Here is a 21,537-nt window from a genome sequence, read left to right as displayed (position 1 = left end):
TGTATGAAACACAAGCAACTTCATCTGGTTATGAGCGCTCTGTTTGCCTTGACGGCAACGGGGGTGTGGGCGGCTGGCGAGGCGGACACGATTCCTGCTTCTTCGCGCGCCGTGCCGAATTCGGCCAATGTGCTGCCGGGCAATGTGTTTGAGTCCGGTGGTGTGCCGGTGGCTGCGGGTCGTTCGCAGCAAGCCCTGAAGGTGGCTGATGGCCTTAATGTCTATGCAGATGCCCAAGCCTCTACGGGTTATGACAGCAACGTGACCATGGCAGGCAAGGGTTCGGAGCCGGGCTCGGCTTTCTACCGCATTCGCCCGACCGTGACCGCCGAGACGCGCTATCGCGAAGATCGTTACACCTTGGGTTACAAGGGTGACTTCGTGCATTACCCGAATTTCGATCCGAACAGCCTTGCTCAGAATGATGTGATTTTCCAGGCACAGAATGTGTTCAGCTCGCGTGCCGCGATGGCTTGGGGGGCTTCGAGCGGTGATCACTATGATCCGATCGGCTCGACTGACCGCAGCATCGGCAATCAGACGGCTGACCACTATCGCAGCAAGGCGGTGAGTGCCACCTTCCGGTACGGGGCTGAAGAGGCTGCCGGCCGTGTGGAAATGGATGCGGGCTGGGGCTCCAAGCGCTACCAGAACAATCGTGCGACCACCGAGTCGGCGGATGTGGACAACACCAATGTGGGCGCTCGCTTCTACTACCGCGTGATGCCCAAGACACGCCTGATCGCTGAGTATCGCCGTACCTATTTCGATTACACCAACGACACCAGCCTGCTCTCCAACGATGACACCCGTTACCTGCTGGGGCTCTCGTGGGATGCTTCGGCTGCGGTGACCGGCACGATCAAGGCAGGCCAGCAACAGAAGAACTTCGATACCAGCATCCGCCAGGATTACCTGGGCCCGACCTGGGAAGCTTCGGTGCGCTGGAAGCCGCTGAGCTATTCCTCGTTTGACCTGATGGGTGGCCGTTCCGCCAACGATCCGGATGGTTTCACCGGTGTGCCGATTGCCAAGAGCGTGTCGCTGGGCTGGAACCACGACTGGAAGAGCTATCTGCACAGCAAGCTGTCGGCTGGCAAGCTGGATACCAACTATCGCAACACCAACCGGAAGGATGACGAGTACGTCTATTCCGCTGCGCTGATGTATGACGTGCGCCGCTGGTTGGGCGTGGGTCTGGAATACACCTTCTCGCATCGCGATTCGACGGTGGATACCTATGACTACGTGCGTCGCCTGAGCATGCTGAAGGTGGAAGCTTCGTTCTGATAGCCGGGCAGATTTTGATTGTGTAGGGCCGGGTTGGGTTATGTAGGGCCGGCTTCAGCCGGCGGGGCCCGGGTTGGCATGGGGCACATGCGGCTAAAGCCGCACCTACAGGGCCTATCGGGCCGGGTTGGGTTGGTAGGGCCGGCTTCAGCCGGCGGGGCCCGAGCTTGAGTTGGGGCGCATGCGGCTAAAGCCGCACCTACGGGGCCTATCGGGCTGGGTTTGATTGGTAGGGCCGGCTTCAGCCGGCGGGGCCTGAGCTTGAGTTGGGGCGCATGCAGCTAAAGCCGCACCCACAGGGCCTATCGGGCTGAGTTGGGTTGTGTAGGGCCGGCTTCAGCCGGCGGGGCCCGGGTTGAGTTGGGGCTTATGCGGCTAAAGCCGCACCTACAGGGCCTATCGGGCTGGTTTTGATTGTGTAGGGCCGGCTTTAGCCGGCGGGGCCCGAGCTTGAGTTGGGGCACATGCGGCTAAAGCCGTACCTACGGGGCCTATCGGGCTGGTTTTGATTGTGTAGGGCCGGCTTCAGCCGGCGGGGCCCGAGGTGGTGTGGGGCACATGCGGCTAAAGCCGCACCTACGGGGCCTATCGGGCCGGGTTGGGTTGGTAGGGCCGGCTTCAGCCGGCGGGGCCCGAGGTGGCATGGGGCGCATGCGGCTAAAGCCGCACCTACAGTGCCTATCGGGCCGGGTTGGGTTATGTAGGGCCGGCTTCAGCCGGCGGGGCCCGGGTTGAGTTGGGGCTTATGCGGCTAAAGCCGCACCTACAGGGCCTATCGGGCCGGTTTGGGTTGTGTAGGGCCGGCTTCAGCCGGCGGGGCCCGAGCTTGAGTTGGGGCGCATGCGGCTAAAGCCGCACCTACGGGGCCTATCGGGCTGGTTTTGATTGTGTAGGGCCGGCTTCAGCCGGCGGGGCCCGAGCTTGAGTTGGGGCACATGCGGCTAAAGCCGCACCTACAGGGCCTATTGGGCCGGTTTGGGTTGTGTAGGGCCGGCTTTAGCCGGCGGTGGTCAGCGGGCATGCACCTGCATGATCGCGCGATTGTATTTCTTGAATGGCCGCGCCGGCAGGCGCGGTTTATGCTGGCGTTGTGAGCGAGGGTTGCCAGCCGGCAGCCCTTGCGTCTGGTTCGATTGGAGAGACTTGATGTTCTTGCGCGTTGTGAGCCTTGTGCTGCTGATGTTCTGGAGTGCGCTGGGCCTTGCTCAGGCACCTGCGGCCGAGCCTGCGTCCGTTTCGAGTTTTCTCTCTGCTTACCGTCTTGGTGCAGGCGATGTGATTTCGGTTCGCGTCTTTGGTGAAGAAGATCTGAGCCGCGAGAAGATTCGCCTGACCGATAGCGGCTCGATTTTCATGCCGGGCCTCGGTGAGCTGGCGGTGCGTGGCAATACGCTGGGCGAAGTCGAACAGAAGGTGGTGGAAGGCCTCAAGGGCCGCATCCTGGTGAATCCGAAGGTGTCGGTTTCTGTGGATGAATATCGCCCGTTCTTCATCAACGGCATGGTGGACAAGCCCGGTGGCTATCCCTTCCAGCCTGGCCTCACGGTGCGCAAGGCGGCTTCCCTGGCAGGAGGCTTCAAGGAGCGTGCTTCGCTCAGCAAGCTTTTCCTGATTCGCGGGGATGATCCGCAACAGCGCCAGCTCAAGGTGGATCTGAATACCTCGGTCTATCCGGGCGATATCGTTACGGTGGAAGAGAGCTTCTTCTGATTTCCGGCTGGCTTGCACCGCAACCGCCCTTGTCTTTTGGTCGTTCCCGAACATGAATCAACATACCCAATCCGTTTCCGAATCCGAGCAGGGCTTTACTGCGCTGGGTGGTGGCTTGTCTGAAGAGAGCAAGCTTGAGCTGCTGGAGTACTGGCGCAGCATCACCAAACGCAAGTGGGCGATCCTTGCGCTGGGCCTGGTGGTGGCCGTGCTGGCGGGGGCCATCGTGTTTTCGATTACCCCGGAATATCGGGCCACGACGACCGTGCTGATCGAACAGGGCAAGCGCAAGGTGCTCTCGATCGAGGATGTGTATGGCGGTGCTTCGCAGGAGAAGGAGCATTACCAGACTCAGGTGGAGATCCTGAAGTCCCGCGAGGTGGCAACCCGCGTGGTGCGCGGCCTGCGCCTGTGGGAATACCCGGAATTCGATGTACGCAAGCCTGACGATAGCGTGATCGGCAAGATCAAGAGCGCGCTGGGCATCCAGAAGACGGAAGCCACCTGGACTGAGGACAAGCTGGTGGATGCCGTTGTGGCGGCGTTCTCTGCGAAGCTGTCGGTGGAGCCGGTGCGGCTGAGTCAGCTGGTGAAGGTGAGCTTCACGGCCGAAGACAAGAAGCTGGCTGCGCTAGTGGCCAATACGGTGGCGGATTCCTATATCAGCGCTGACCGTGAAGCCAAGTTCAAGATGACCCAGCAGGCCAACAACTGGCTGCAGGAGCGCACTCAATCGCTGCGCGACAAGCTGGTGAGCTCGGAGCAGGCCCTTCAGGCTTATCGTGAGAAGGCCGGGATCGTGAGCCTGTCGGGCTCGGCCCAGACCATGATCGGTCAGCAGATCGGTGAAGTGACCCAGCGTCTGGTCGAGGCCAAGGCGCGGCGTGCCGAAGCCGAGAGCGCTTATGAACAGATGCGCTTGGTGAAGGACGGTGACTATTCCTCGGTGCCGGCGGTGGTGCGTAACCAGGCCGTGGGTGAGGCCCGCAAGGCCGAGGCCGCCGCCAGCCAGAAAGTGGCTGAATTGCAGCAGCGTTATGGCGCCGAGCACCCGAAGATGGTGCAGGCGACTTCCGAACAGAAGGCGGCCAAAGACAACCTGATGCGCCAGATGCAATCGGTGGCGGCCAGCTTGACGCGTGAGTACGAGTCGGCCAAGGCTACTGAGCGTGCGCTGGAAGGCGCGCTCAATTCGGCGCGTGGTTCGGTGCAGAACGTGAACCGCCAGGAGTTCCAGCTGGGTGTGCTTGAGCGTGAGGTGCAGACCAACAAGCAGCTCTATGAAATGTTCATGAACCGCGCCAAGGAAACCCACGAAAGCAGTGATCTGCAAAGTGCGGTGGCGCGCGTGGTGGATGCTGCGGTGGCGCCGATGTTGCCGGTGAAGCCCAAGAAGGGGCAGGTGATTGCGATTGCGCTGGTGCTGGGCCTGTTCGCCGGCGTGCTGGTCTCCCTCCTGCTGGACAAGCTCGACAACACCGTGAAGGGCATCGAGGATGCGGAACGCCGCTTCCAGTTGCCGGTACTCTCTGCGCTGCCCGAGCTGGGTGCGCAGGCGGGCAAGAATGCCATGACGATGTTCATCGATAAGCCGGAGTCCCATCTGGCGGAGGCGGTGCGCACCGCGCGGACCGGCGTGCTGCTTTCCAACCTGGATGCGGCTTGCCGGGTGCTGGTGGTGACTTCGAGTGTGCCGGGTGAAGGCAAGACCACCGTGGCCTCCAATCTGGCTTTGGCCCATGCCCAGACCAAGCGCACGCTTCTGATTGATGCGGATATGCGTCGCCCGCAGGTGGCGCGCCGCTTGGCGCTGCCGCCGGCTGCGCGTGGCCTCTCGGCTTTGGTCGCAGGAACGGCAAGGCTGGAGGAGTGCATCCACAGCATCAAGGGTTCTTCGCTGGCGGTGATGCCGGTGGGCGAAGTGCCGCCGAATCCGGCCGAGCTCTTGCTCTCGCAGCGCTTCCGCGAAACCTTGGAAGTGCTGGCCAAGCACTACGAAGTGATCATCATCGATTCGCCGCCGGTGGAGCTGGTGAGCGATGCGCTGGTGATTGCACCGCTGGCGACCAGTGTGGTGTACGTGGTGCGGGCGATGGAAACGCCGTATCCGCTGGTGCGCAAGGGCCTTGTGCGTCTGCAGCGCTCTGGCGGGAATTTGCTTGGCGTGGTGCTGAACCACCTGGACTTCAAGAAGGCCCAGACGTACTACGGCGAGTACTCGGGCTACGGCAAGGATGGTTACGAGGGCTACGGCTACTCGCAGAAGACAAAAAGCGCAGCCTGATTTCGCTGCGGGCGGTTTGACAAGATGCCCGCGTAAGCGGGCATTGCGGTTTCTGGCGGACTGAAATGCCTCGCGCAAGAGCTGCCTTGAGTTCTGTCATTCCCGCGCTGGCGGGAATCCAGTGTCTTTTAGAAAGTGGTGGCAATGACGCATCCGTGTTTCCTGCGCCACGAACAAATGATGTGCATCGCCAATCGGGTAGCTGTTTCCAGATGATCGACATTCATTGCCATTTGCTGCCGGGTATTGATGATGGCCCAGCGACACCGGACGAAGCGCTGGCGCTGGCACGTGCCATCGTGGCCGACGGGATTCGCCATGTGGTGGCGACACCGCATGTGTTCCCCGGCCGGTTCGACAATCTGAAAGCAGGCATCGAGCGCGAATTTTCGCTGTTTCGTGATTTGCTGCGTTTGCGCGGTATCGAGCTGGGCCTCTCCTTCGGGGGCGAGGTGCGTCTGTCGCACGAAGTGCTGGAGCTGGTTCAGCAAGGCCACATCCCGTTCCTTGGCCACTGCGAGGGCTATCACACCATGCTGCTGGAGCTGCCGGATGCGCAGATTCCACTGGGCTCGGTGAATCTGGTGCGGCATCTGGTTGGCATGGGCATCCGCCCGGTGCTGGTGCACCCTGAGCGCAACAAGGCGATCATGGAGAAGCCTGATCGCGTCGGCCAGTTTGTGGATGCCGGCTGCTATCTGCAACTGACGGCTGCTTCGCTGGTGGGGCAGTTTGGCCCGCGCGTGCTTGCGGCGGCAGATTTCATGCTGCACGAGGGCTGGGCGAGTGCGATTGCCAGCGATGCGCACAATCTGCAGGGCCGCCCGCCCCGCATGCGGGAAGCCCGCGCCGTGCTGGAGCGCCGTTTCGGGGTTGCCTTGGCGGATGAATTGAGCATTCATGGCCCGGCGCGCTTGTGCGGCATCGAGCTGGGCGGGGAGCTTGGTCATGCCGCTTGAGCGCCGCAAACTGGGCAATTGGCTCCTGATTTGTTTGATCCTGCTGGCAGTCGGTTGGGGCATGTGGCAAGGCCAGCGCCTGATGCGGGGTGATTTCAGCGCGATTCAAGCGCGTTACCGGATTGATACCTGGGTTGCAGGTAGCGCGAAGTGGACGGTGCCAGAGTGGGTGCAGGCGCGCGATGATCTGCTGGCTGCGGCGGAGATCATGCCGGACAACCCGCTCACCTTTGATTACCTGGGCATTCTGAACACCTTGCGTGGCCAGCGCGGCTGGAATGAGCCCAGCCTCCGGAAGGGCTATTTCGGCGAGGCGATGGGTTACCAGCAGACCTCTCTGCGCCTGCGCCCGCAGAACGGTGCGGCCTGGTCCAACCTGGCGCTGAGTTTTTACGCCCTCGGTGATCATGCTGGGGCTGCTGCGTCATTGGAGCAGGCCTTGAAGTACGGGCCGTATGAACTGGGCGTCAAGAAACTCTCGGCGGATCTGGTGCTGGCGATGTGGCCGGATATGCCACCCAGCCTGCAGCAATGGGTGCTGGCGCTCTATCGCACCAGCCAGCCCTGGGAGCGCCAGGAGCTGGAGAGGCTGGCGAAAAACTACGGTCATCCGGATGTGTTGAAGTGAGACACGCAGATTCATTCCCTTGTGCGTTGTCGATGAGTGGTGGCTGGCGTCGTACGGTTGCCGCAGGGGCATGTCTTTCGGTGTGTTGTTGTCGTGGTTTAATACGGCCATTTTTGAGGGCTGGCGGAGTTTTACAAGGCTCGGAGATCACGTCGTGAGCATTCTTGCCACCCGCGGAGCAGGCTGCATTGGCAGTGACTTCGTGCTTGAGTGGCGTACGCGAAGTGAGGGGCTGTTGGTGAGCCGGGAGAATCGGGGCCGCGCTGGCCGGCTCGAATTTCTCAAGGGCCTGCAAGGGCGTGAGCACCATGATTTCTTGCTGGGCGTAAGCCCGAGCCCGAGCCGCGATTGCCCGACGTTTGCCATGCGCCTGCGCATCGATATTCTTTGCGAAAGACTTCCGCGATGACCGCAGCACTCACTCACAAGCCCCGTAAAGGCATCATCCTCGCCGGTGGCTCCGGCACCCGTCTGCACCCGATTACGCTCGCTGTTTCCAAGCAGCTCGTGCCGGTGTACGACAAGCCGATGATCTACTACCCGCTCAGCGTGCTGCTGCTGGCGGGCATTCGCGACATCCTGATCATCTCCACCCCGCAGGACACCCCGCGCTTCGAGCAGCTGCTCGGCGACGGTAAAGCTTGGGGCGTGAATTTCGAGTACGCCGTGCAGCCCAGCCCGGACGGGCTGGCACAAGCATTTATCATCGGCGCCGACTTCGTGGGCGACCACCCCTCGGCTCTCGTGCTCGGCGACAACATCTTCTACGGCCATGATCTATCGGCCCGGCTCAAGGCCGCCGATGCGAACCCGACGGGTGCCAGCGTGTTTGCCTATCCGGTGTCCGACCCCGAGCGTTACGGCGTGGTCGAATTCGATGCGGAAGGCCACGCGATCAGCCTCGAAGAGAAGCCTAAAGCCCCGAAGAGCCGCTATGCCGTGACGGGCCTCTACTTCTACGACCAGCAAGTCGTCGAGTTCGCCCGGAACCTCAAGCCCTCCGCGCGTGGCGAACTGGAAATCACCGATCTGAACCGGATCTACCTCGAGAAGAACCAGCTCGATGTGCAGATGCTGGGCCGGGGCGATGCTTGGCTGGATACCGGTACACACGACAGCCTGCTTGATGCTGGCCAGTTCATCCAGACCCTGGAGAAGCGTCAGGGGCTCAAGGTGTGCTGCCCGGAAGAGATCTGCTGGCGCAACGGCTGGATCAACAATGCCCAGCTCGAAGAGCAGGCCAAGCGCCTGGGCAAGAGTGGCTACGGGCAGTACTTGCTGCAGATTCTGAACGAAACGATTTACTGAAAAATCTTGAACACAAGGAGCGTGTGATGGCAAAGGCAATGATTCTCGCAGCGGGGCAGGGCACCCGTGTTCGTCCGCTGACCAAGGATATTCCCAAGCCTATGGTGCCGATCCTCGGCAAGCCGGTGCTTGAGTACATCATCGAGCACCTCGCGCGCTACGGCGTGAAGGAGATCATGATCAACGTGGCCTTCATGCACCGCAAGATCGAGGAGTATTTCGGCGATGGCCACCGCTGGGGCGTGGAAATCGGCTACTCCTACGAGGGCGCCTACGAGCACGGTGACATCCTGCCCAAGCCGATCGGCTCGGCCGGCGGCATGAAGCACATCCAGGACAATTCCGGTTTCTTCGACGAAACCACTCTGGTGCTGTGCGGTGATGCGATCATCGATCTGGATATCGGCGCCGCGCTGCACGAGCACAAGACCAAGGGCGCGATTGCTTCGGTGGTGACGCTGGATGTGCCGCTGTCCGAAGTGAAGAACTACGGCATCGTGGTGGCCGACGAGGAAGGCAAGATCATTTCCTTCCAAGAGAAGCCCAGCCCCGAGGAGGCCAAGAGCACGCTGGCTTCCACCGGTATCTACATCTTCGAGCCGGCTGCGCTCGATCTGGTACCGTCAAACACGGTGTATGACATCGGCTCTGAACTCTTCCCCTCGTTGGTCGAGAAAGGCCTGCCCTTCTTCGCCCAGAACCGCTTCTTCAACTGGATCGATATCGGTCGCGTAACCGATTACTGGACCGTGCTGCAGCGCGTGTTGCGTGGCGAAGTGGCGCAGATGGACATGCCGGGCAAGGAGGTGCGCCCGGGCGTGTTCGTGGGTCTGAATACCCATATCGACTGGGACAAGGTGCACATTGAGGGCCCGGTCTATATCGGCTCCAGCGTGAAGATCGAGGAAGGCGCCACCATCATTGGCCCGACCTGGATCGGCCATGGCTGCCATATTCGCAAGGCCTCGACCGTAGTGCGCAGCGTGCTCTTCGAATACACCCGCATTGGTGCCGGCATGACCTTCGCCGAGATGATCGTCTCGTCGCGTTACTGCGTGGATCGCACCGGCCATACCGTGTATGCCGGGGACGACCGCACCATCCTGCGCTGGGGCGACGCGCGCGCCTGATGACCGAGGCTGCCGCTCACCCTTTCTCCCGCCTGGCGCCCGACCTGGTGCTGGATGCCATCGATGCCACCGGTCTGCGTACGGACGGCCGGCTTTTGGCGCTGAACAGTTATGAGAACCGGGTGTATCAGGCCGGGGTTGAGGACAGTGGTTTCGTGGTGGCCAAGTTCTACCGGCCCGAACGCTGGACGGACGCGGCCATTCGCGAAGAGCATGCCTTCACGCTCCAGCTGGCCGAGCAGGAGGTTCCCGCCGTGCCGCCGATCGTGCTGCCGGATGGCGATACTCTGGCCCGGCATGAAGGTTTTCGCGTGGCCGTGTTTGAGCGACGTGGTGGCCGCAGCCCGGAACTGGACGATCCGGCCGTGCTGGAGTGGCTGGGGCGTTTCATTGGGCGAATCCATGCCGTGGGCGCGACCCGCAGCTTTGAGTATCGCCTGACGCTGGATGCCGTGAGCTGGGGTGAGCAGCCTGCTGCCTACGTGCTCGATTGCCCGCATCTGCCGGCTGATCTGCGCGAGGCGTACCGCAGTGCAACGAGCACCGCGCTGGATCAGGTGCGGCGCAGCTTCGAGCGCGCAGGGGACGTGAAGACCTTGCGTCTGCACGGTGATTGCCATCCGGGTAATGTGCTGTGGACCGATGCCGGGCCGCACTTTGTGGATTTCGATGATGCTTGCACCGGGCCGGCTGTGCAGGATCTGTGGATGCTGCTCAGTGGCGAGCGTGGCGAGATGACGCGCCAGCTCTGCGATCTGCTTGTGGGTTATGAGGATTTTGCGGATTTCAATCCGCGTGAAGTGAGTCTGATTGAAGCGCTGCGTACACTGCGCATGATTCATCACGCGGCCTGGTTGGCGCGACGCTGGGAAGACCCGGCTTTCCCTTCAGCCTTCCCGTGGTTCAATACCCGGGCTTGGTGGGAGGAACACATTGGTAGTCTGCGCGACCAGGTGCCGCGCATGACAGAAGAATGGCATTTTTGAGGGCGTTGCAATGAATGTGATCAAGGGCGAAATGGAAGGCCTGCTGATTCTCGAACCGAAGGTTTTCGGCGATGAGCGCGGTTTCTTCATGGAAAGCTTCAATGCGAAAACCTTTGCTGAGGCTACGGGCCTGAAGCTGGATTTCGTGCAGGACAATCACTCCCGCTCCGCACGCGGGGTGCTGCGTGGCCTGCACTATCAGCTGCAGCAACCGCAGGGCAAGCTGGTGCGTGTGGTGAGTGGCCGGGTGTGGGATGTGGCGGTCGACATGCGTCGTTCCTCGCCCACTTTCGGCAAATGGCAGGGCGTCGAGCTCTCCGCTGAAAACAAGCGCCAGTTCTGGGTGCCGGCGGGCTTTGCCCACGGCTTCGTAGTGCTGTCTGAATCGGCAGACTTTCTCTACAAGACCACCGATTACTACGCGCCCGAGCATGAGCGCTGCCTCGCCTGGAACGACCCGATCGTGGGCGTGGACTGGCGCTTGGGTGACATCGTGCCGCAGCTCTCTGGCAAGGACCAGCTGGGGTTGAAGTTCGTGCAATGTGAAAGCTACGCCTGAGGACTGAAAGCATGGCAACCGTACTCGTCACCGGCGGCGCCGGTTATATCGGCACTCATACCTGCGTGGAGCTGCTGGCCAGCGGGCATGAGGTGATCGTGATCGACAACCTCTCCAACAGCAAGGTGGAGGCGATCCGCCGTGTCGAAGAGATTGCGGGGCGCAAGTTGCTGGCGTTTCATCAGGCGGATGTGCGTGATCAGGCCGTGATGCGCCGGGTGTTCCGCTCGCAGCCGATCGACGCCGTGATTCATTTCGCGGCGCTGAAGGCTGTAGGTGAGTCGGTAGCCAAGCCGCTGATGTATTACGACAACAACATTGCGGGCACGGTGGCGCTGGCCGAAGTGATGGCTGAGTTTGGTGTGAAGACCCTGGTCTTCAGCTCATCGGCGACGGTGTATGGCGATCCGGCGACGGTGCCGATCCGTGAGGACTTCCCGACCGGCCCGACCAATCCCTATGGCCGCACCAAGTGGATGATGGAGTATGTGCTGAGCGATCTGGCCGCCGCCGATCCTGAGTGGCGGGTGGCCTTGCTGCGCTACTTCAATCCGGTCGGCGCGCACCCCTCAGGGCGCATCGGCGAGGATCCCAATGGCATTCCGAACAACCTGATGCCGTTTGTGTCGCAAGTGGCGGTGGGCAAACGGGCAAAGCTCGCGGTGTTCGGTGGCGACTACGCCACGCCGGATGGCACGGGCGTGCGCGATTACATCCATGTGGTCGATCTGGCTGTGGGGCATGTGCAGGCGCTGGAGTACCTGGCGCAGAAGCAGGGTGTGCTGACGGTGAACCTCGGCACAGGGCAGGGCTACTCGGTGCTGGACGTGGTCAAGGCCTTCGAGAAAGCTTCCGGTAAGCCGGTGCCCTACGAGATTGTGGCCCGCCGGGCAGGGGATATCGCCCAGTGCTATGCGGACCCGGCCATGGCGGCCGAACTGCTGGGCTGGAAAGCCAAGCGCGGCATTGAAGAGATGTGCGCGGACTCCTGGCGCTGGCAAAGCGGCAATCCGGATGGTTACGCCTGAGGTTTTCAGGCAGGCAAGCAAAGGGCGCCGACGGCGCCCTTTGTGTTTTCTGGACTCGCGTTCAGCCGAAACTGAGGGTGTCGGCAAAGGCCACGGCCTGCAGCAAGGCGGCGGATACCTGCTGCACGGTGAGGCCCAGCGATTCGGTCTGGGCTCGTAGCTGATCCGGCATGAAGCCCTCGGATGCAATGGCCAGCTTGAGCAAGGGGGCGTACAGGCCTTCGCCCTGCAACAAGGCTTCGTGGATCGGCTCGGGCAGGGTCATCTGCTCCAGCACGACGCCGATCTCGGAGCCGAGCAAGACATCCAGCAGCGAGAAGGCGCCGGTGATGAAAAGGTTGTCGAGCTGGTTCTTGTCGAAGAACTGCTCGCCGAGGATTTCCATCATCCGTCCGCGCGCGATCGCCGCCTGCATCACGGCCGGTGCGGCGGGGTCATTGCTGGCCGAGACCAGCAGCAGAGATAGCCACTTGTTGAGCCTGTCACGACCAAGAATGGTGACTGCATGGCGGAAGGACTGCACCTCCACCATCAGCCCGAAGCCGGCCGAGTTGATGTATCGCAGCAGCTTGTAGGGCAGGGAGACATCGCGCTTGAGGGCGGTTTCGATCTCGCTGATGTCGGAGTCATTACGCACCAGATTCAGCAGATGCACGATCTGCGCATGCGAAGGGGCGAGTTGCTTGGACGGGGTGACGCCCTTCAGGAAGAACCAGCCCGCCGCACCGGTGTAACCAGCGGTGACGGCACGCTCGAAGGCCGGCACGTCGGCCAGTCCCCAGGCCAGCGGCAAACCGGGCGCATTGTGCGGGTTGGGGACTTTGTTGATGTCAGCCAATGCAAAGCGGCAATCGATACCTTCCGGCCATGCCGTACCCGGCTGATACCAGGACAAGGCCAGTGGTGTGCCGGCCTCGGCAAAGCGGCCGACAAGCTCCTGGATCTGGGTGTATTGCAGGGCCGGTGCCGGGATCTCGATCAGGGTGTTGTCCGGTGGAGCCCAGCCGAGCAGGTCGGATGAGGGCACCAGGCGGCCGAAGCTGATGAAAACCGGGTGGACTGCGGGCCAGTGCGGGCGCAGGGCTTCAAGGGCCTGCACGGCCTGTGTGATGTTGGCCGCATGCACGATGATGCGGTTGGCGGTGATGGCGCGTTGCTGATTGACGATGGGCTCGCGGGTAATCAGTACTCCGGTGCTCATGATGCGGGCTCCCTGCTATGTGCTCTGGTCTAGCCGCCCTGCGCCAGTGCGGGGTTACATCATGTTTGCGGGCTGGCGGCGAAGGTGAAGGCGTCTGCGTAGAAGTCGGTTAACGGCAGCGCACAGCGTTCACTGAAATCCTTTTTGGCGGCTTCGATCATGGCCGGTGCGCCGCAGGCATAAACCTGATGTCCTGAGAGATCCGGCAGGTCTGCCATCACAGCCTGATGCACGAGGCCGGTGCGCCCGCTCCAGCCCTCTGTTGCGTCGGAAATGACCGGCACGTAGCGGAAATTGGCCAGTTGGCGTTCCCAGCTTTGGGCCAGTTCATGCAGGTAAAGGCCGCCGGGGTCGCGGGCGCCCCAGTAGAGCGTGGCCGGGCGGCCATTGCCGTGGTTCAGCATGTGTTCGACGATGGCCTTGATCGGCGCGAAACCGGTACCGCCGGCCAGGAATACCAGCGGTTTGTGGCCGCCTTCTTCCGGCGCCTCGCGCAGGAAGAAGCTGCCCAGCGGGCCCTCAATGCGCAGGATGTCGCGCTCCTTCATGGCCGTGAAGACGTGGCCGGTGAATTGCCCGCCTGTGATCAGGCGCACATGCAGTTCGAGGGTGTTGTCCTCGTTCTGCGCATTGGCCACCGAGAAGCTGCGACGCTGGCCATCAGCGAGCAGGAAGTCGATGTACTGACCGGGCAGGAAGTGGAAGGTGTCGCTCGGCGGCAGGCGCAGGGTCAAGCGGATCACATCGCTGGCGAGTTTTTCCAGGCTCTGGACGCGGCAGGGCATCTTGCGCACCGGGATGTCGTGCGCCGAGCGTACGTCGCGGCATTCGAGCACCAGATCGCTGTGTGCGTGGGCGCAACACATCAGGCTCAGGCCCTGGGCGCGTTCGGCTTCGGGCAGGGTGGTGAGCGGGCTGCGGCCGTGATCCACGCTACCGGCCAGTACCTTGGTCTTGCAGGCGCCGCAGGCGCCGTCACGGCAGCCATAGGGCACCATCAGTTCGGCATCGAGGGCGGCTTGCAGGAGGCTGGTGTCGGCATCGGCCGCGAAGCTGCGACCACTGGGCTGGAGCGTGACCTTGAAGGACATGGGGGCGTTGGGGACTGAGTAAAATCGGATCCCTGAATTATCGCCCAAGCCGTGCAGAAATGAAGGCGTGAGCCGCCGGGTGATCTGGGATAATCCGGGCATGGATCGTCTTCTCATCATCGGCAGTGGCGACGTGGCCTTGCGGGCCATGCCCTGGCTGCGTCAGCGCTTTCGCGTGTATGCCCTGGTGCGGCGGGCCGAAGCAGCTGCGCAGTGGCGCGCTGCCGGGGCTATCCCTGTGCCGGGCGATCTGGATGCTGCTGCAAGCCTGCGCCGCCTTGGCGGGCTGGCTGATGTCCTGCTGCATTGCGCGCCACCGCCGGAGGGCGGCCAGGATGACCCGCGCATGCGTCGTCTGCTGGCCGCCTTGCAGCAACGCGGGCAGGGGCCGCGGTGCATCGTGTATGTGAGCACCAGTGGTGTGTATGGGGATTGCGCAGGCGCGTGGGTCGATGAATCGCGCCCCTTGCGTCCGGCCACCGCACGCGCGCGTCGTCGGGTGGCCGCCGAGCGGTGTTTGCGGGCCCATTCCATCGCTAGCGGCTGTGCCTTGCGCGTCCTGCGCGCGCCCGGCATCTATGCGGCCGAGCGTCTGTCGCTGGCGCGCCTGCAGCGGGGAGACCCGGTGCTGCAGGCGAGTGAGGATGTATTTACCAATCACATCCACGCCGCCGATCTGGCACGCGCTGCCGGGCTGGCCCTGTTCCGTGGTCCGCACCTGCGCATCTTCAATGTGTGCGACGATTCGCAGCTGGCAATGGGGGATTATTACGACACAATGGCCGATATTTTCGGTCTGTCGCGCCCGCCGCGTCTGAGCCGAGCCGAGTGCGCGCAACGTCTCTCCCCCGTGACGCTGAGCTTCATGAGCGAGTCGCGGCGTCTCGATAACACCCGCATCCGCCGCGAGCTGCGCTGGTCGCCGCGCTTCGCCGATGTGCGTGATGGCCTCGCGGCTGCCTGTGCCGAACTTCAATCTCAAGGACAATGACATGTGGTATCCGTGGCTCAAGGCCCTGCACGTTTTCTTCGTCATCAGCTGGTTTGCCGGCCTTTTTTATCTGCCGCGCATTTATGTGAATCTGGCCGCCGTGCCGCTTGAGAACAGCAGCGAGTACGCGCGCCTGCTGGGGATGGCGCAGCGCCTCAAGCGCTTCATGCTGCCCTTGATGCTGGGTACCTGGATTTTCGGTGTGGCGATCACTTTCACGCTCGCCGGGCCTGCTTCCTGGTGGAGCCAGCCCTGGCTGCATGTGAAGTTGCTGCTGGTGCTGGCCCTGACCGGTTATGACGGTTTCTGCAGCAAGCTGCTGCGTGAGTTCCGCGAGCAGCGCAATACGCGCAGCCATGTCTGGTACCGTTGGTTCAACGAAGTGCCGGTCTTCTTCCTGTTGGCGATCCTGATCCTTGTGATCGTTCGTCCTTTCTGAGCTGTTCCCATGACTGAAACCTTTTTCGCCCCTTGCCCGCGCGGCCTTGAACCCCTGCTTGCCGAAGAATTGCGCGCCTGTGGCGCCACGCGTGTGGAGCCCACCCATGGCGGGGTGGCCAGCGAGGGCGACTGGGCCTATGCCTATCGCGTGAATCTGGAGAGTCGTCTGGCCACGCGCCTACTGTGGAAGGTGGGCTTCACGCGCTACCGCAGCGAGGAGGAAATCTACCGCCTGGCCAGCAGCGTGGCCTGGGCGCGCCACTTCGACACGATCAATACGATCCGCATCAATGTCACCTCGATCAAGTCTCCCCTCAAGAGCCTGAACTTCGTCACCCTGCGCATCAAGGATGGCATCTGCGATCACTTCCGCGCCATCAAGGGCGGGCGGCCGGATGTGGATACGCATAGCCCGGACATGCGCATTCATGCCTTTCTGGACGAGCAGACCTGTACGCTCTACCTCGACACTTCCGGTGAGCCGCTCTACAAGCGTGGCTTCAAGCGTGCCAAGGTCGAGGCGCCGCTGAAGGAGAACCTGGCGGCCGGCATTCTCAAGCTCAGCGGCTGGCAACCGGGTCAGACCCTGCTTGATCCAATGTGCGGCAGTGGCACCTTCCTGATTGAAGCGGCGCAGATGGCGCTCGATATTGCACCGGGGCTGGGGCGCCATTTCGCTTTCGAGAAGTTTCGCCAGTTTGATGCCGAACTCTGGCAAGGCATCCGCAAGGCCGCCCAGGCGCGCCAGCGAACGGCAGACAATCTGCCGATCTTTGGTGCAGACATCGATTCGCGCCAGGTCAGCAACGCAGAGGCCAACCTCGAAGCTGCCGGGCTTACCGGCAAGGTTGAACTACTGGTGTGTGATGTGCTGGATCTGGAAGCGCCGGATGACGCTGGCGTACTGGTCAGCAACCCGCCTTACGGCGTGCGTCTGTCCTCCGGTGACGAACTTTACGACTGGTATCCGAAGCTGGGTGATGCGCTCAAGCGTGGCTTTGCCGGCTGGAACTGCTACTTCCTCACGGCCGATCTTGAGATGGCCAAGCGCATGGGCCTCAAGGCTAGCAAACGCACCCCACTCATGAACGGGGATCTTGATTGCCGGGTGTTCGAGTTCAAGGTGGTGGCGGGACAGAACCGGAGCTGATCAGGCCTGCCGGGCTTGCCATGTGCCGTTTCTGCCACATGACGTAGGGCTGTTCGAGGAGCTGAGCCAGCAGCGCATAGACCAGCACCCCGAACAGCAGCTCGCCGCCCGGGGGGCTGGTGCTGAGCAGCACTGCAACCCCGGCAAAGCGCTGCGAGCAGCTAATGGCCAGGGCCGCACGATCCTTCGGCGCCGGGCCACCGAGCAGATGGCCAATAGCGATCGAAGCTGTGAAGAGCAGCGTCAGGGCCAGCATGTTCGTGCCGTTCAGATCCGCGAACAGGTGCCACTGGGTGCCGAGTACGCACACCACCAAAGCCAGCAACAGCAGGCTGCCGATCCTGATCATGCCTTGCGAGAGGCGCTCGGCAAAGGCTGGACGCAGACGGTGTAGCAGAATGCCGCACAGCATCGGCAGCAGGTAGGCCCGGGCCATTACCGAGAATACCTGCAGGGCTGGCGGTTCATGTTCCGGGTGGGCTGCGAAATGAATCCAGAGCGGCAACATGAAGCTGGCGCACAACACCGAGTTCAGCAGCAGGCCGAAGGTGAAAGGCGAATGCTCCAGCCAGTGAAGCTTGCGTGGCAGTAGCGGGACGCCGGACGAGGCTGCCAGCACGATCAGGGTTGTGGCAGCTGCTGGAGAGAGGGGGAGCAGGCGGGTCAGCAGCACGGCCACCAGCGGTACACACACGAACATTGCGAAGCCTGCCCTCAGCGCCTGACTTCGCTGGCGCCAGAAGCTGGCAAAATCTTCTGGATGGATCGAGAGCCCCAGCGCAAATGCCATGCCCATGATCAGGAACTGGATTCCGGGGAGCAGGGCGGATATCAGCATGCGTGCGCCGTCGTCAGATAAGGAAAAGGCCGCAACGGAGTTTTCCGGGCGGCCTTGTCATGTGCAAGCAGATTGCGCTCAGATGATGTCGAGATTCTGCACGCCCGCGAGCAGATCCTTGTCTGCGTGCTTGCTGTTGAGCTTGATCTGCAGGCGCAGATCGTTCACCGAGTCGGCGTTGCGCAAGGCATCCTCGAAGGTAATGAGCCCGGCTTCGTAAAGATCGAAGAGCGCCTGATCGAAGGTTTGCATGCCGATTTCGCGCGAGCGCTTCATCACATCTTTCAGCTCGGTCACTTCGCCCTTGAAGATCAGGTCCGAAATCAGCGGTGAGTTCAGCATCACCTCGATGGCGGGCACGCGGCCCTTGCTTTCCTTGCGTGGCAAGAGGCGTTGCGAAACGATGCCGCGCAGGTTCAGCGACAGATCCATGAGCAGCTGGGAGCGGCGCTCTTCCGGGAAGAAGTTGATGATCCGGTCGATGGCCTGGTTGGCGCTATTGGCGTGCAGCGTGGCCAGACACAGGTGGCCGGTTTCTGCGAAGGCGATGCCGTAGTCCATGGTCTCGCGGTCGCGGATTTCGCCCATCAGGATCACGTCCGGCGCCTGGCGCAGGGTGTTCTTGAGGCCGTTCTCCCAGGATTCGGTATCCAGCCCCACTTCGCGCTGTGTCACCACGCAGTTCTTGTGAGCGTGCACATATTCGATCGGGTCTTCGAGCGTGATGATGTGGCCGTAGGTGTGCTCGTTGCGGTAATCGACCAGGGCGGCCAGCGAGGTGGTTTTGCCGGTGCCGGTACCACCGACGAAGATCACCAGACCGCGCTTGGACATGGCGATCTCGCGGATGATCGGCGGCAGGCCCAGCTCTTCCAGCGTCGGGATGCGCGCCGCGATGGTCCGTGCGATCAGGCCGATACGGCCTTGCTGCACGAAGGCGTTCATACGGAAGCGGCCGATGCCGGAGGGCGAGATCGCGAAGTTGCACTCCTTGGTGGATTCGAACTCGGCGGCTTGCTTGTCGTTCATGACCGCGCGGGCGATTTCCTGGGTGTGCTGGGGCGAGAGGATCTGGTTCGACTGCGGCACGATCTTGCCGTCGATTTTGATCGCGGGCGGAAAACCGGCGGTGATGAAAAGGTCCGACCCCTTCTTGTTGACCATCAGTTTGAGCAGGTCCTGTACGAACCTGAGCGCCTGATCGCGTTCCATGCTGTCTCCGTAACTGCCGGGTGCCCCGGCCTTGCTTCAATGCGTTGAGGGCTCAGTTGCCCGGGAACAGATCCTTGTTGGACGCACGCACGCGGGCCTCGGCAGGCGAGACGATGTTGCGACGAACGAGATCCTGCAGGTTCTGGTCGAGCGTCTGCATGCCGTATTGCTGGCCGGTCTGGATCGAGGAGTACATCTGTGCAACCTTGTTTTCGCGGATCAGGTTACGGATTGCCGGGGTGCCGATCATGATTTCATGGGCGGCCACGCGGCCCTGACCGTCCTTGGTCTTGAGCAGGGTTTGCGAGATCACCGCGCGCAGCGATTCGGACAGCATGGCGCGGATCATTTCCTTCTCTTCGGCCGGGAATACGTCGACCACGCGGTCAACGGTCTTGGCAGCCGAGGAAGTGTGCAGGGTGCCGAACACCAGGTGGCCGGTTTCAGCGGCAGTCATCGCGAGGCGGATGGTTTCCAGGTCACGCAACTCGCCCACCAGGATCACGTCCGGATCTTCCCGCAGGGCGGAGCGCAGGGCGTTGGAGAAGGAGTGGGTGTCGCGGTGCACCTCACGCTGGTTGATCAGGCAGCGCTTACTCTGGTGCACGAATTCGATCGGATCCTCGATGGTGAGGATGTGCGCATACTGGTTCTCGTTCACGTAATCGACCATCGCTGCCAGCGTGGTGGACTTGCCCGAGCCGGTCGGGCCGGTCACTAGCACGATGCCGCGTGGCTGATCCGAAATTTCCTTGAAAACCTTGGGACAGTTCAGATCTTCCAGCGTCAGCACCTTGGAGGGAATGGTCCGGAACACCGCGCCGGCCCCCCGTTCCTGGATGAAGGCGTTGACGCGGAAACGCGCCAGGTTGGGCACAGCGAAGGAGAAGTCGCACTCGAGGAATTCCTCGTACTGCTTGCGCTGGCTGTCGTTCATGATGTCATACACCATGGCGTGCACATCCTTGTGCTCCAGCGGCGGCAGATTGATCCGGCGCACGTCGCCGTTCACCCGGATCATCGGCGGCAGGCCGGCTGAGAGGTGCAAGTCGGAGGCCTTGTTCTTGACAGAGAAGGCCAGCAGTTCGGTAATTTCCATGGTGAATTCGCTTCCCGGGATTCAAAAGGGGGAGTTCGGCACGACTGCTATACTTTTCGGCGCATTGGCACACGAAGTTGAATGGATTATATGCCCGGCATTGCCGAAAACCTGAAAGCTGTTTGTGCCCGTATCGACGCCGCCGGGCGGAAATACGGGCGTTTGGCTGGTTCGACCGGTTTGCTCGCTGTCTCCAAGACCTGGCCAGCGGCGTCCGTGAGGGCAGCTTTTGCTGCAGGCCAGCGGGCGTTTGGCGAGAACTATGTGCAGGAGGCGGTCGACAAGATGGCCGAGCTGCGGGATCTGCCAATCGAGTGGCACTTCATCGGCCCTCTGCAGAGCAACAAGACGCGGCTGGTAGCGGAGAATTTTGCCTGGGTGCATTCGGTCGACCGGCTCAAGATTGCCCAGCGCTTGTCCGAGCAGCGCCCGGAGGCCTTGTCGCCGCTCAAGCTGTGTCTGCAGGTGAATGTGAGCGGTGAGGCTAGCAAGAGTGGCGTGACGCCGGGTGAATTGCCGGCGCTGGCGGCCGCCGTGGCGCAGCTTCCCGGGATCGAGTTGGTCGGCTTGATGGCCATTCCGGAGCCCAGTGAGGATGAGGCCTTGTTGCGCAGCCGCTTCCGTCAGCTGGTTGGGTTGCGCGATGGCCTGCGCGAGCAGTTGGACTTGCCGCTGGAGACCTTGTCGATGGGCATGTCCGATGATCTGGAACTGGCGATTGCCGAGGGCTCGACGCTGGTGAGGGTCGGCTCGGCGATCTTTGGCACACGTCAGAAAAATCAATAACGAAACACGGAAACCACGCATGAAAATCACTTTCCTTGGTGGCGGCAATATGGCCTCTGCCCTCATTGGCGGTTTGCTCAAGCAGGGCTTCAGCGCTACCGACATTCAGGTCGTCGAGTTGTACGAAGCCGCACGTGAGCGCCTGCAGCAGGACTTTGGCGTGCGTGCCGTCGCGGCACTGGATGACGCGGCGCAGGCCTGCGAGGTGCTGGTGTTGGCGGTGAAACCGCAGCAGATGCGCGAGGCGCTGGCTCCGGTAGCCGGTAAGCTGGCAAATCAGCTGGTGGTGAGTATCGCTGCCGGTTTGCGGCTGGCTGATATCGGCCGCTGGTTGGGTGGCCATTCCCTGTTGGTGCGTGCCATGCCGAATACCCCGGCGCTGATCGGACAGGGCATGACCGGCCTGTTTGCCGATGCCAGCGTGAGCGCGGCACAACGCGCGGCGGTGGACCGCATCATGGCGGCCGTTGGCAGCAGTGTATGGGTTGAAGAAGAAGCACTGATCGATGCGGTGACCGCCCTGTCTGGCAGCGGCCCGGCCTATGTCTTCCATTTTATTGAGGCCCTTGAGGCCGCTGGCGAAAAGCTTGGCCTGAGTGCTGAGACGGCACGCCAGCTAGCCATCCAGACCCTGGTGGGCGCCTCGGCGCTGGCCGCTGCCAGCCCAGAAGCGCCGGCGGTGCTGCGCGAGCGCGTGACCTCCAAGGGCGGCACGACCGAAGCTGCGCTGAAGAGCTTCGCGGTAGACGGTTTCCTGCCCATGGTGGAGCGTGCGCTGACGGCCGCTGCAGCACGCGGCCACGAGCTGGGCGAGATTCTCGGCGCAGATACGAACTGAAAAGGAGC

Annotated in this window: 20 protein-coding genes; 15 read left to right on the top strand and 5 right to left on the bottom strand. The window is 62.2% G+C overall.

From position 1 onward, the window contains the following. The first annotated feature begins 3 nt into the window (after positions 1-3). The 10 genes from C0V76_RS06500 to galE all read left to right on the top strand — a co-directional run bounded on the left by C0V76_RS06500 (position 4) and on the right by galE (position 11,882). Entirely contained in the window at positions 4-1,290 is a 1,287-nt protein-coding gene (locus C0V76_RS06500) for an outer membrane beta-barrel protein (protein ID WP_158239163.1), read from the top strand. Between the two features lie 1,146 nt (positions 1,291-2,436). Continuing rightward, positions 2,437-3,000: a polysaccharide biosynthesis/export family protein gene (locus C0V76_RS06495; RefSeq protein WP_216821665.1), complete on the top strand. Its 564-nt coding sequence runs from the start codon at positions 2,437-2,439 to the stop codon at positions 2,998-3,000. A gap of 52 nt (positions 3,001-3,052) precedes the next feature. Further along, positions 3,053-5,284, top strand: coding sequence for a polysaccharide biosynthesis tyrosine autokinase (locus tag C0V76_RS06490; RefSeq protein WP_101941543.1), 2,232 nt, complete (start codon positions 3,053-3,055; stop codon positions 5,282-5,284). 212 nt (positions 5,285-5,496) lie between these two features. Continuing rightward, the gene (locus tag C0V76_RS06485; protein WP_101941542.1) at positions 5,497-6,243 is read left to right on the top strand and encodes a tyrosine-protein phosphatase; all 747 of its coding nucleotides are present in this window, start codon (positions 5,497-5,499) and stop codon (positions 6,241-6,243) included. Beyond that, positions 6,233-6,871, top strand: coding sequence for a hypothetical protein (locus C0V76_RS06480; protein ID WP_101941541.1), 639 nt, complete (start codon positions 6,233-6,235; stop codon positions 6,869-6,871). Before C0V76_RS06485 ends, C0V76_RS06480 begins: the two co-directional genes overlap by 11 nt. A 405-nt stretch (positions 6,872-7,276) precedes the next feature. After that, positions 7,277-8,179, top strand: coding sequence for a glucose-1-phosphate thymidylyltransferase RfbA (gene rfbA / locus C0V76_RS06470; protein WP_101941539.1), 903 nt, complete (start codon positions 7,277-7,279; stop codon positions 8,177-8,179). A gap of 26 nt (positions 8,180-8,205) precedes the next feature. Continuing rightward, complete coding sequence (locus C0V76_RS06465; RefSeq protein WP_101941538.1) at positions 8,206-9,309, top strand: sugar phosphate nucleotidyltransferase; 1,104 nt, start codon at positions 8,206-8,208, stop codon at positions 9,307-9,309. Beyond that, the gene (locus C0V76_RS06460) at positions 9,309-10,295 is read left to right on the top strand and encodes a serine/threonine protein kinase (protein ID WP_101941537.1); all 987 of its coding nucleotides are present in this window, start codon (positions 9,309-9,311) and stop codon (positions 10,293-10,295) included. The genes C0V76_RS06465 and C0V76_RS06460 overlap by 1 nt, the downstream gene beginning before the upstream one ends. 10 nt (positions 10,296-10,305) lie before the next feature. After that, positions 10,306-10,854, top strand: coding sequence for a dTDP-4-dehydrorhamnose 3,5-epimerase (gene rfbC / locus C0V76_RS06455; RefSeq protein ID WP_101941536.1), 549 nt, complete (start codon positions 10,306-10,308; stop codon positions 10,852-10,854). Between the two features lie 11 nt (positions 10,855-10,865). After that, positions 10,866-11,882 (top strand): UDP-glucose 4-epimerase GalE, encoded by a 1,017-nt coding sequence (gene galE / locus C0V76_RS06450; protein ID WP_101941535.1) that lies wholly within the window; start codon positions 10,866-10,868, stop codon positions 11,880-11,882. Positions 11,883-11,943: 61 nt separating this feature from the next. Here galE and C0V76_RS06445 read toward each other — a convergent pair whose 3' ends face one another. Then, the gene (locus C0V76_RS06445; protein ID WP_101941534.1) at positions 11,944-13,083 is read right to left on the bottom strand and encodes an EAL and HDOD domain-containing protein; all 1,140 of its coding nucleotides are present in this window, start codon (positions 13,081-13,083) and stop codon (positions 11,944-11,946) included. 59 nt (positions 13,084-13,142) lie between these two features. Beyond that, complete coding sequence (locus tag C0V76_RS06440; protein WP_101941533.1) at positions 13,143-14,174, bottom strand: CDP-6-deoxy-delta-3,4-glucoseen reductase; 1,032 nt, start codon at positions 14,172-14,174, stop codon at positions 13,143-13,145. 100 nt (positions 14,175-14,274) lie between these two features. Here C0V76_RS06440 and C0V76_RS06435 point away from each other — a divergent pair, with 100 nt between their 5' ends. Genes C0V76_RS06435 through C0V76_RS06425 form a run of 3 tightly spaced genes read left to right on the top strand, consistent with a single transcriptional unit; the run spans position 14,275 to position 16,756 of the window. Further along, a complete protein-coding gene (locus tag C0V76_RS06435; protein WP_101941692.1) occupies positions 14,275-15,165 on the top strand; it encodes an NAD-dependent epimerase/dehydratase family protein in 891 nt (296 codons plus the stop codon). A gap of 1 nt (position 15,166) precedes the next feature. Next, positions 15,167-15,604: a CopD family protein gene (locus C0V76_RS06430; protein WP_101941532.1), complete on the top strand. Its 438-nt coding sequence runs from the start codon at positions 15,167-15,169 to the stop codon at positions 15,602-15,604. 9 nt (positions 15,605-15,613) lie between these two features. Continuing rightward, positions 15,614-16,756: a class I SAM-dependent RNA methyltransferase gene (locus C0V76_RS06425; protein WP_101941531.1), complete on the top strand. Its 1,143-nt coding sequence runs from the start codon at positions 15,614-15,616 to the stop codon at positions 16,754-16,756. Here the strand turns inward: C0V76_RS06425 and C0V76_RS06420 are convergent. The 3 genes from C0V76_RS06420 to C0V76_RS06410 form a co-directional block, all read right to left on the bottom strand. After that, the gene (locus C0V76_RS06420) at positions 16,725-17,594 is read right to left on the bottom strand and encodes a bile acid:sodium symporter family protein (RefSeq protein ID WP_101941530.1); all 870 of its coding nucleotides are present in this window, start codon (positions 17,592-17,594) and stop codon (positions 16,725-16,727) included. The two genes, C0V76_RS06425 and C0V76_RS06420, sit on opposite strands and share 32 nt — an antisense overlap. Positions 17,595-17,672: 78 nt before the next feature. Further along, positions 17,673-18,806: a PilT/PilU family type 4a pilus ATPase gene (locus C0V76_RS06415; RefSeq protein ID WP_101941529.1), complete on the bottom strand. Its 1,134-nt coding sequence runs from the start codon at positions 18,804-18,806 to the stop codon at positions 17,673-17,675. A gap of 52 nt (positions 18,807-18,858) precedes the next feature. Continuing rightward, complete coding sequence (locus C0V76_RS06410; RefSeq protein WP_101941528.1) at positions 18,859-19,905, bottom strand: type IV pilus twitching motility protein PilT; 1,047 nt, start codon at positions 19,903-19,905, stop codon at positions 18,859-18,861. Between the two features lie 90 nt (positions 19,906-19,995). Between C0V76_RS06410 and C0V76_RS06405 the strand changes: the two genes are divergently transcribed. Together C0V76_RS06405 and proC are read left to right on the top strand one after the other, a co-directional pair. Next, positions 19,996-20,691, top strand: coding sequence for a YggS family pyridoxal phosphate-dependent enzyme (locus tag C0V76_RS06405; RefSeq protein ID WP_101941527.1), 696 nt, complete (start codon positions 19,996-19,998; stop codon positions 20,689-20,691). Between the two features lie 19 nt (positions 20,692-20,710). Beyond that, positions 20,711-21,529: a pyrroline-5-carboxylate reductase gene (gene proC / locus C0V76_RS06400; protein WP_101941526.1), complete on the top strand. Its 819-nt coding sequence runs from the start codon at positions 20,711-20,713 to the stop codon at positions 21,527-21,529. Positions 21,530-21,537 lie beyond the last annotated feature (8 nt).

Origin of the sequence: Uliginosibacterium sp. TH139, from assembly GCF_002855595.1 — a bacterium.
Classification (GTDB): domain Bacteria; phylum Pseudomonadota; class Gammaproteobacteria; order Burkholderiales; family Rhodocyclaceae; genus Uliginosibacterium; species Uliginosibacterium aquaticum.
Note: the sequence above shows the minus strand (reverse complement) of the source record. Positions and strands in the feature narration are given on the sequence as shown.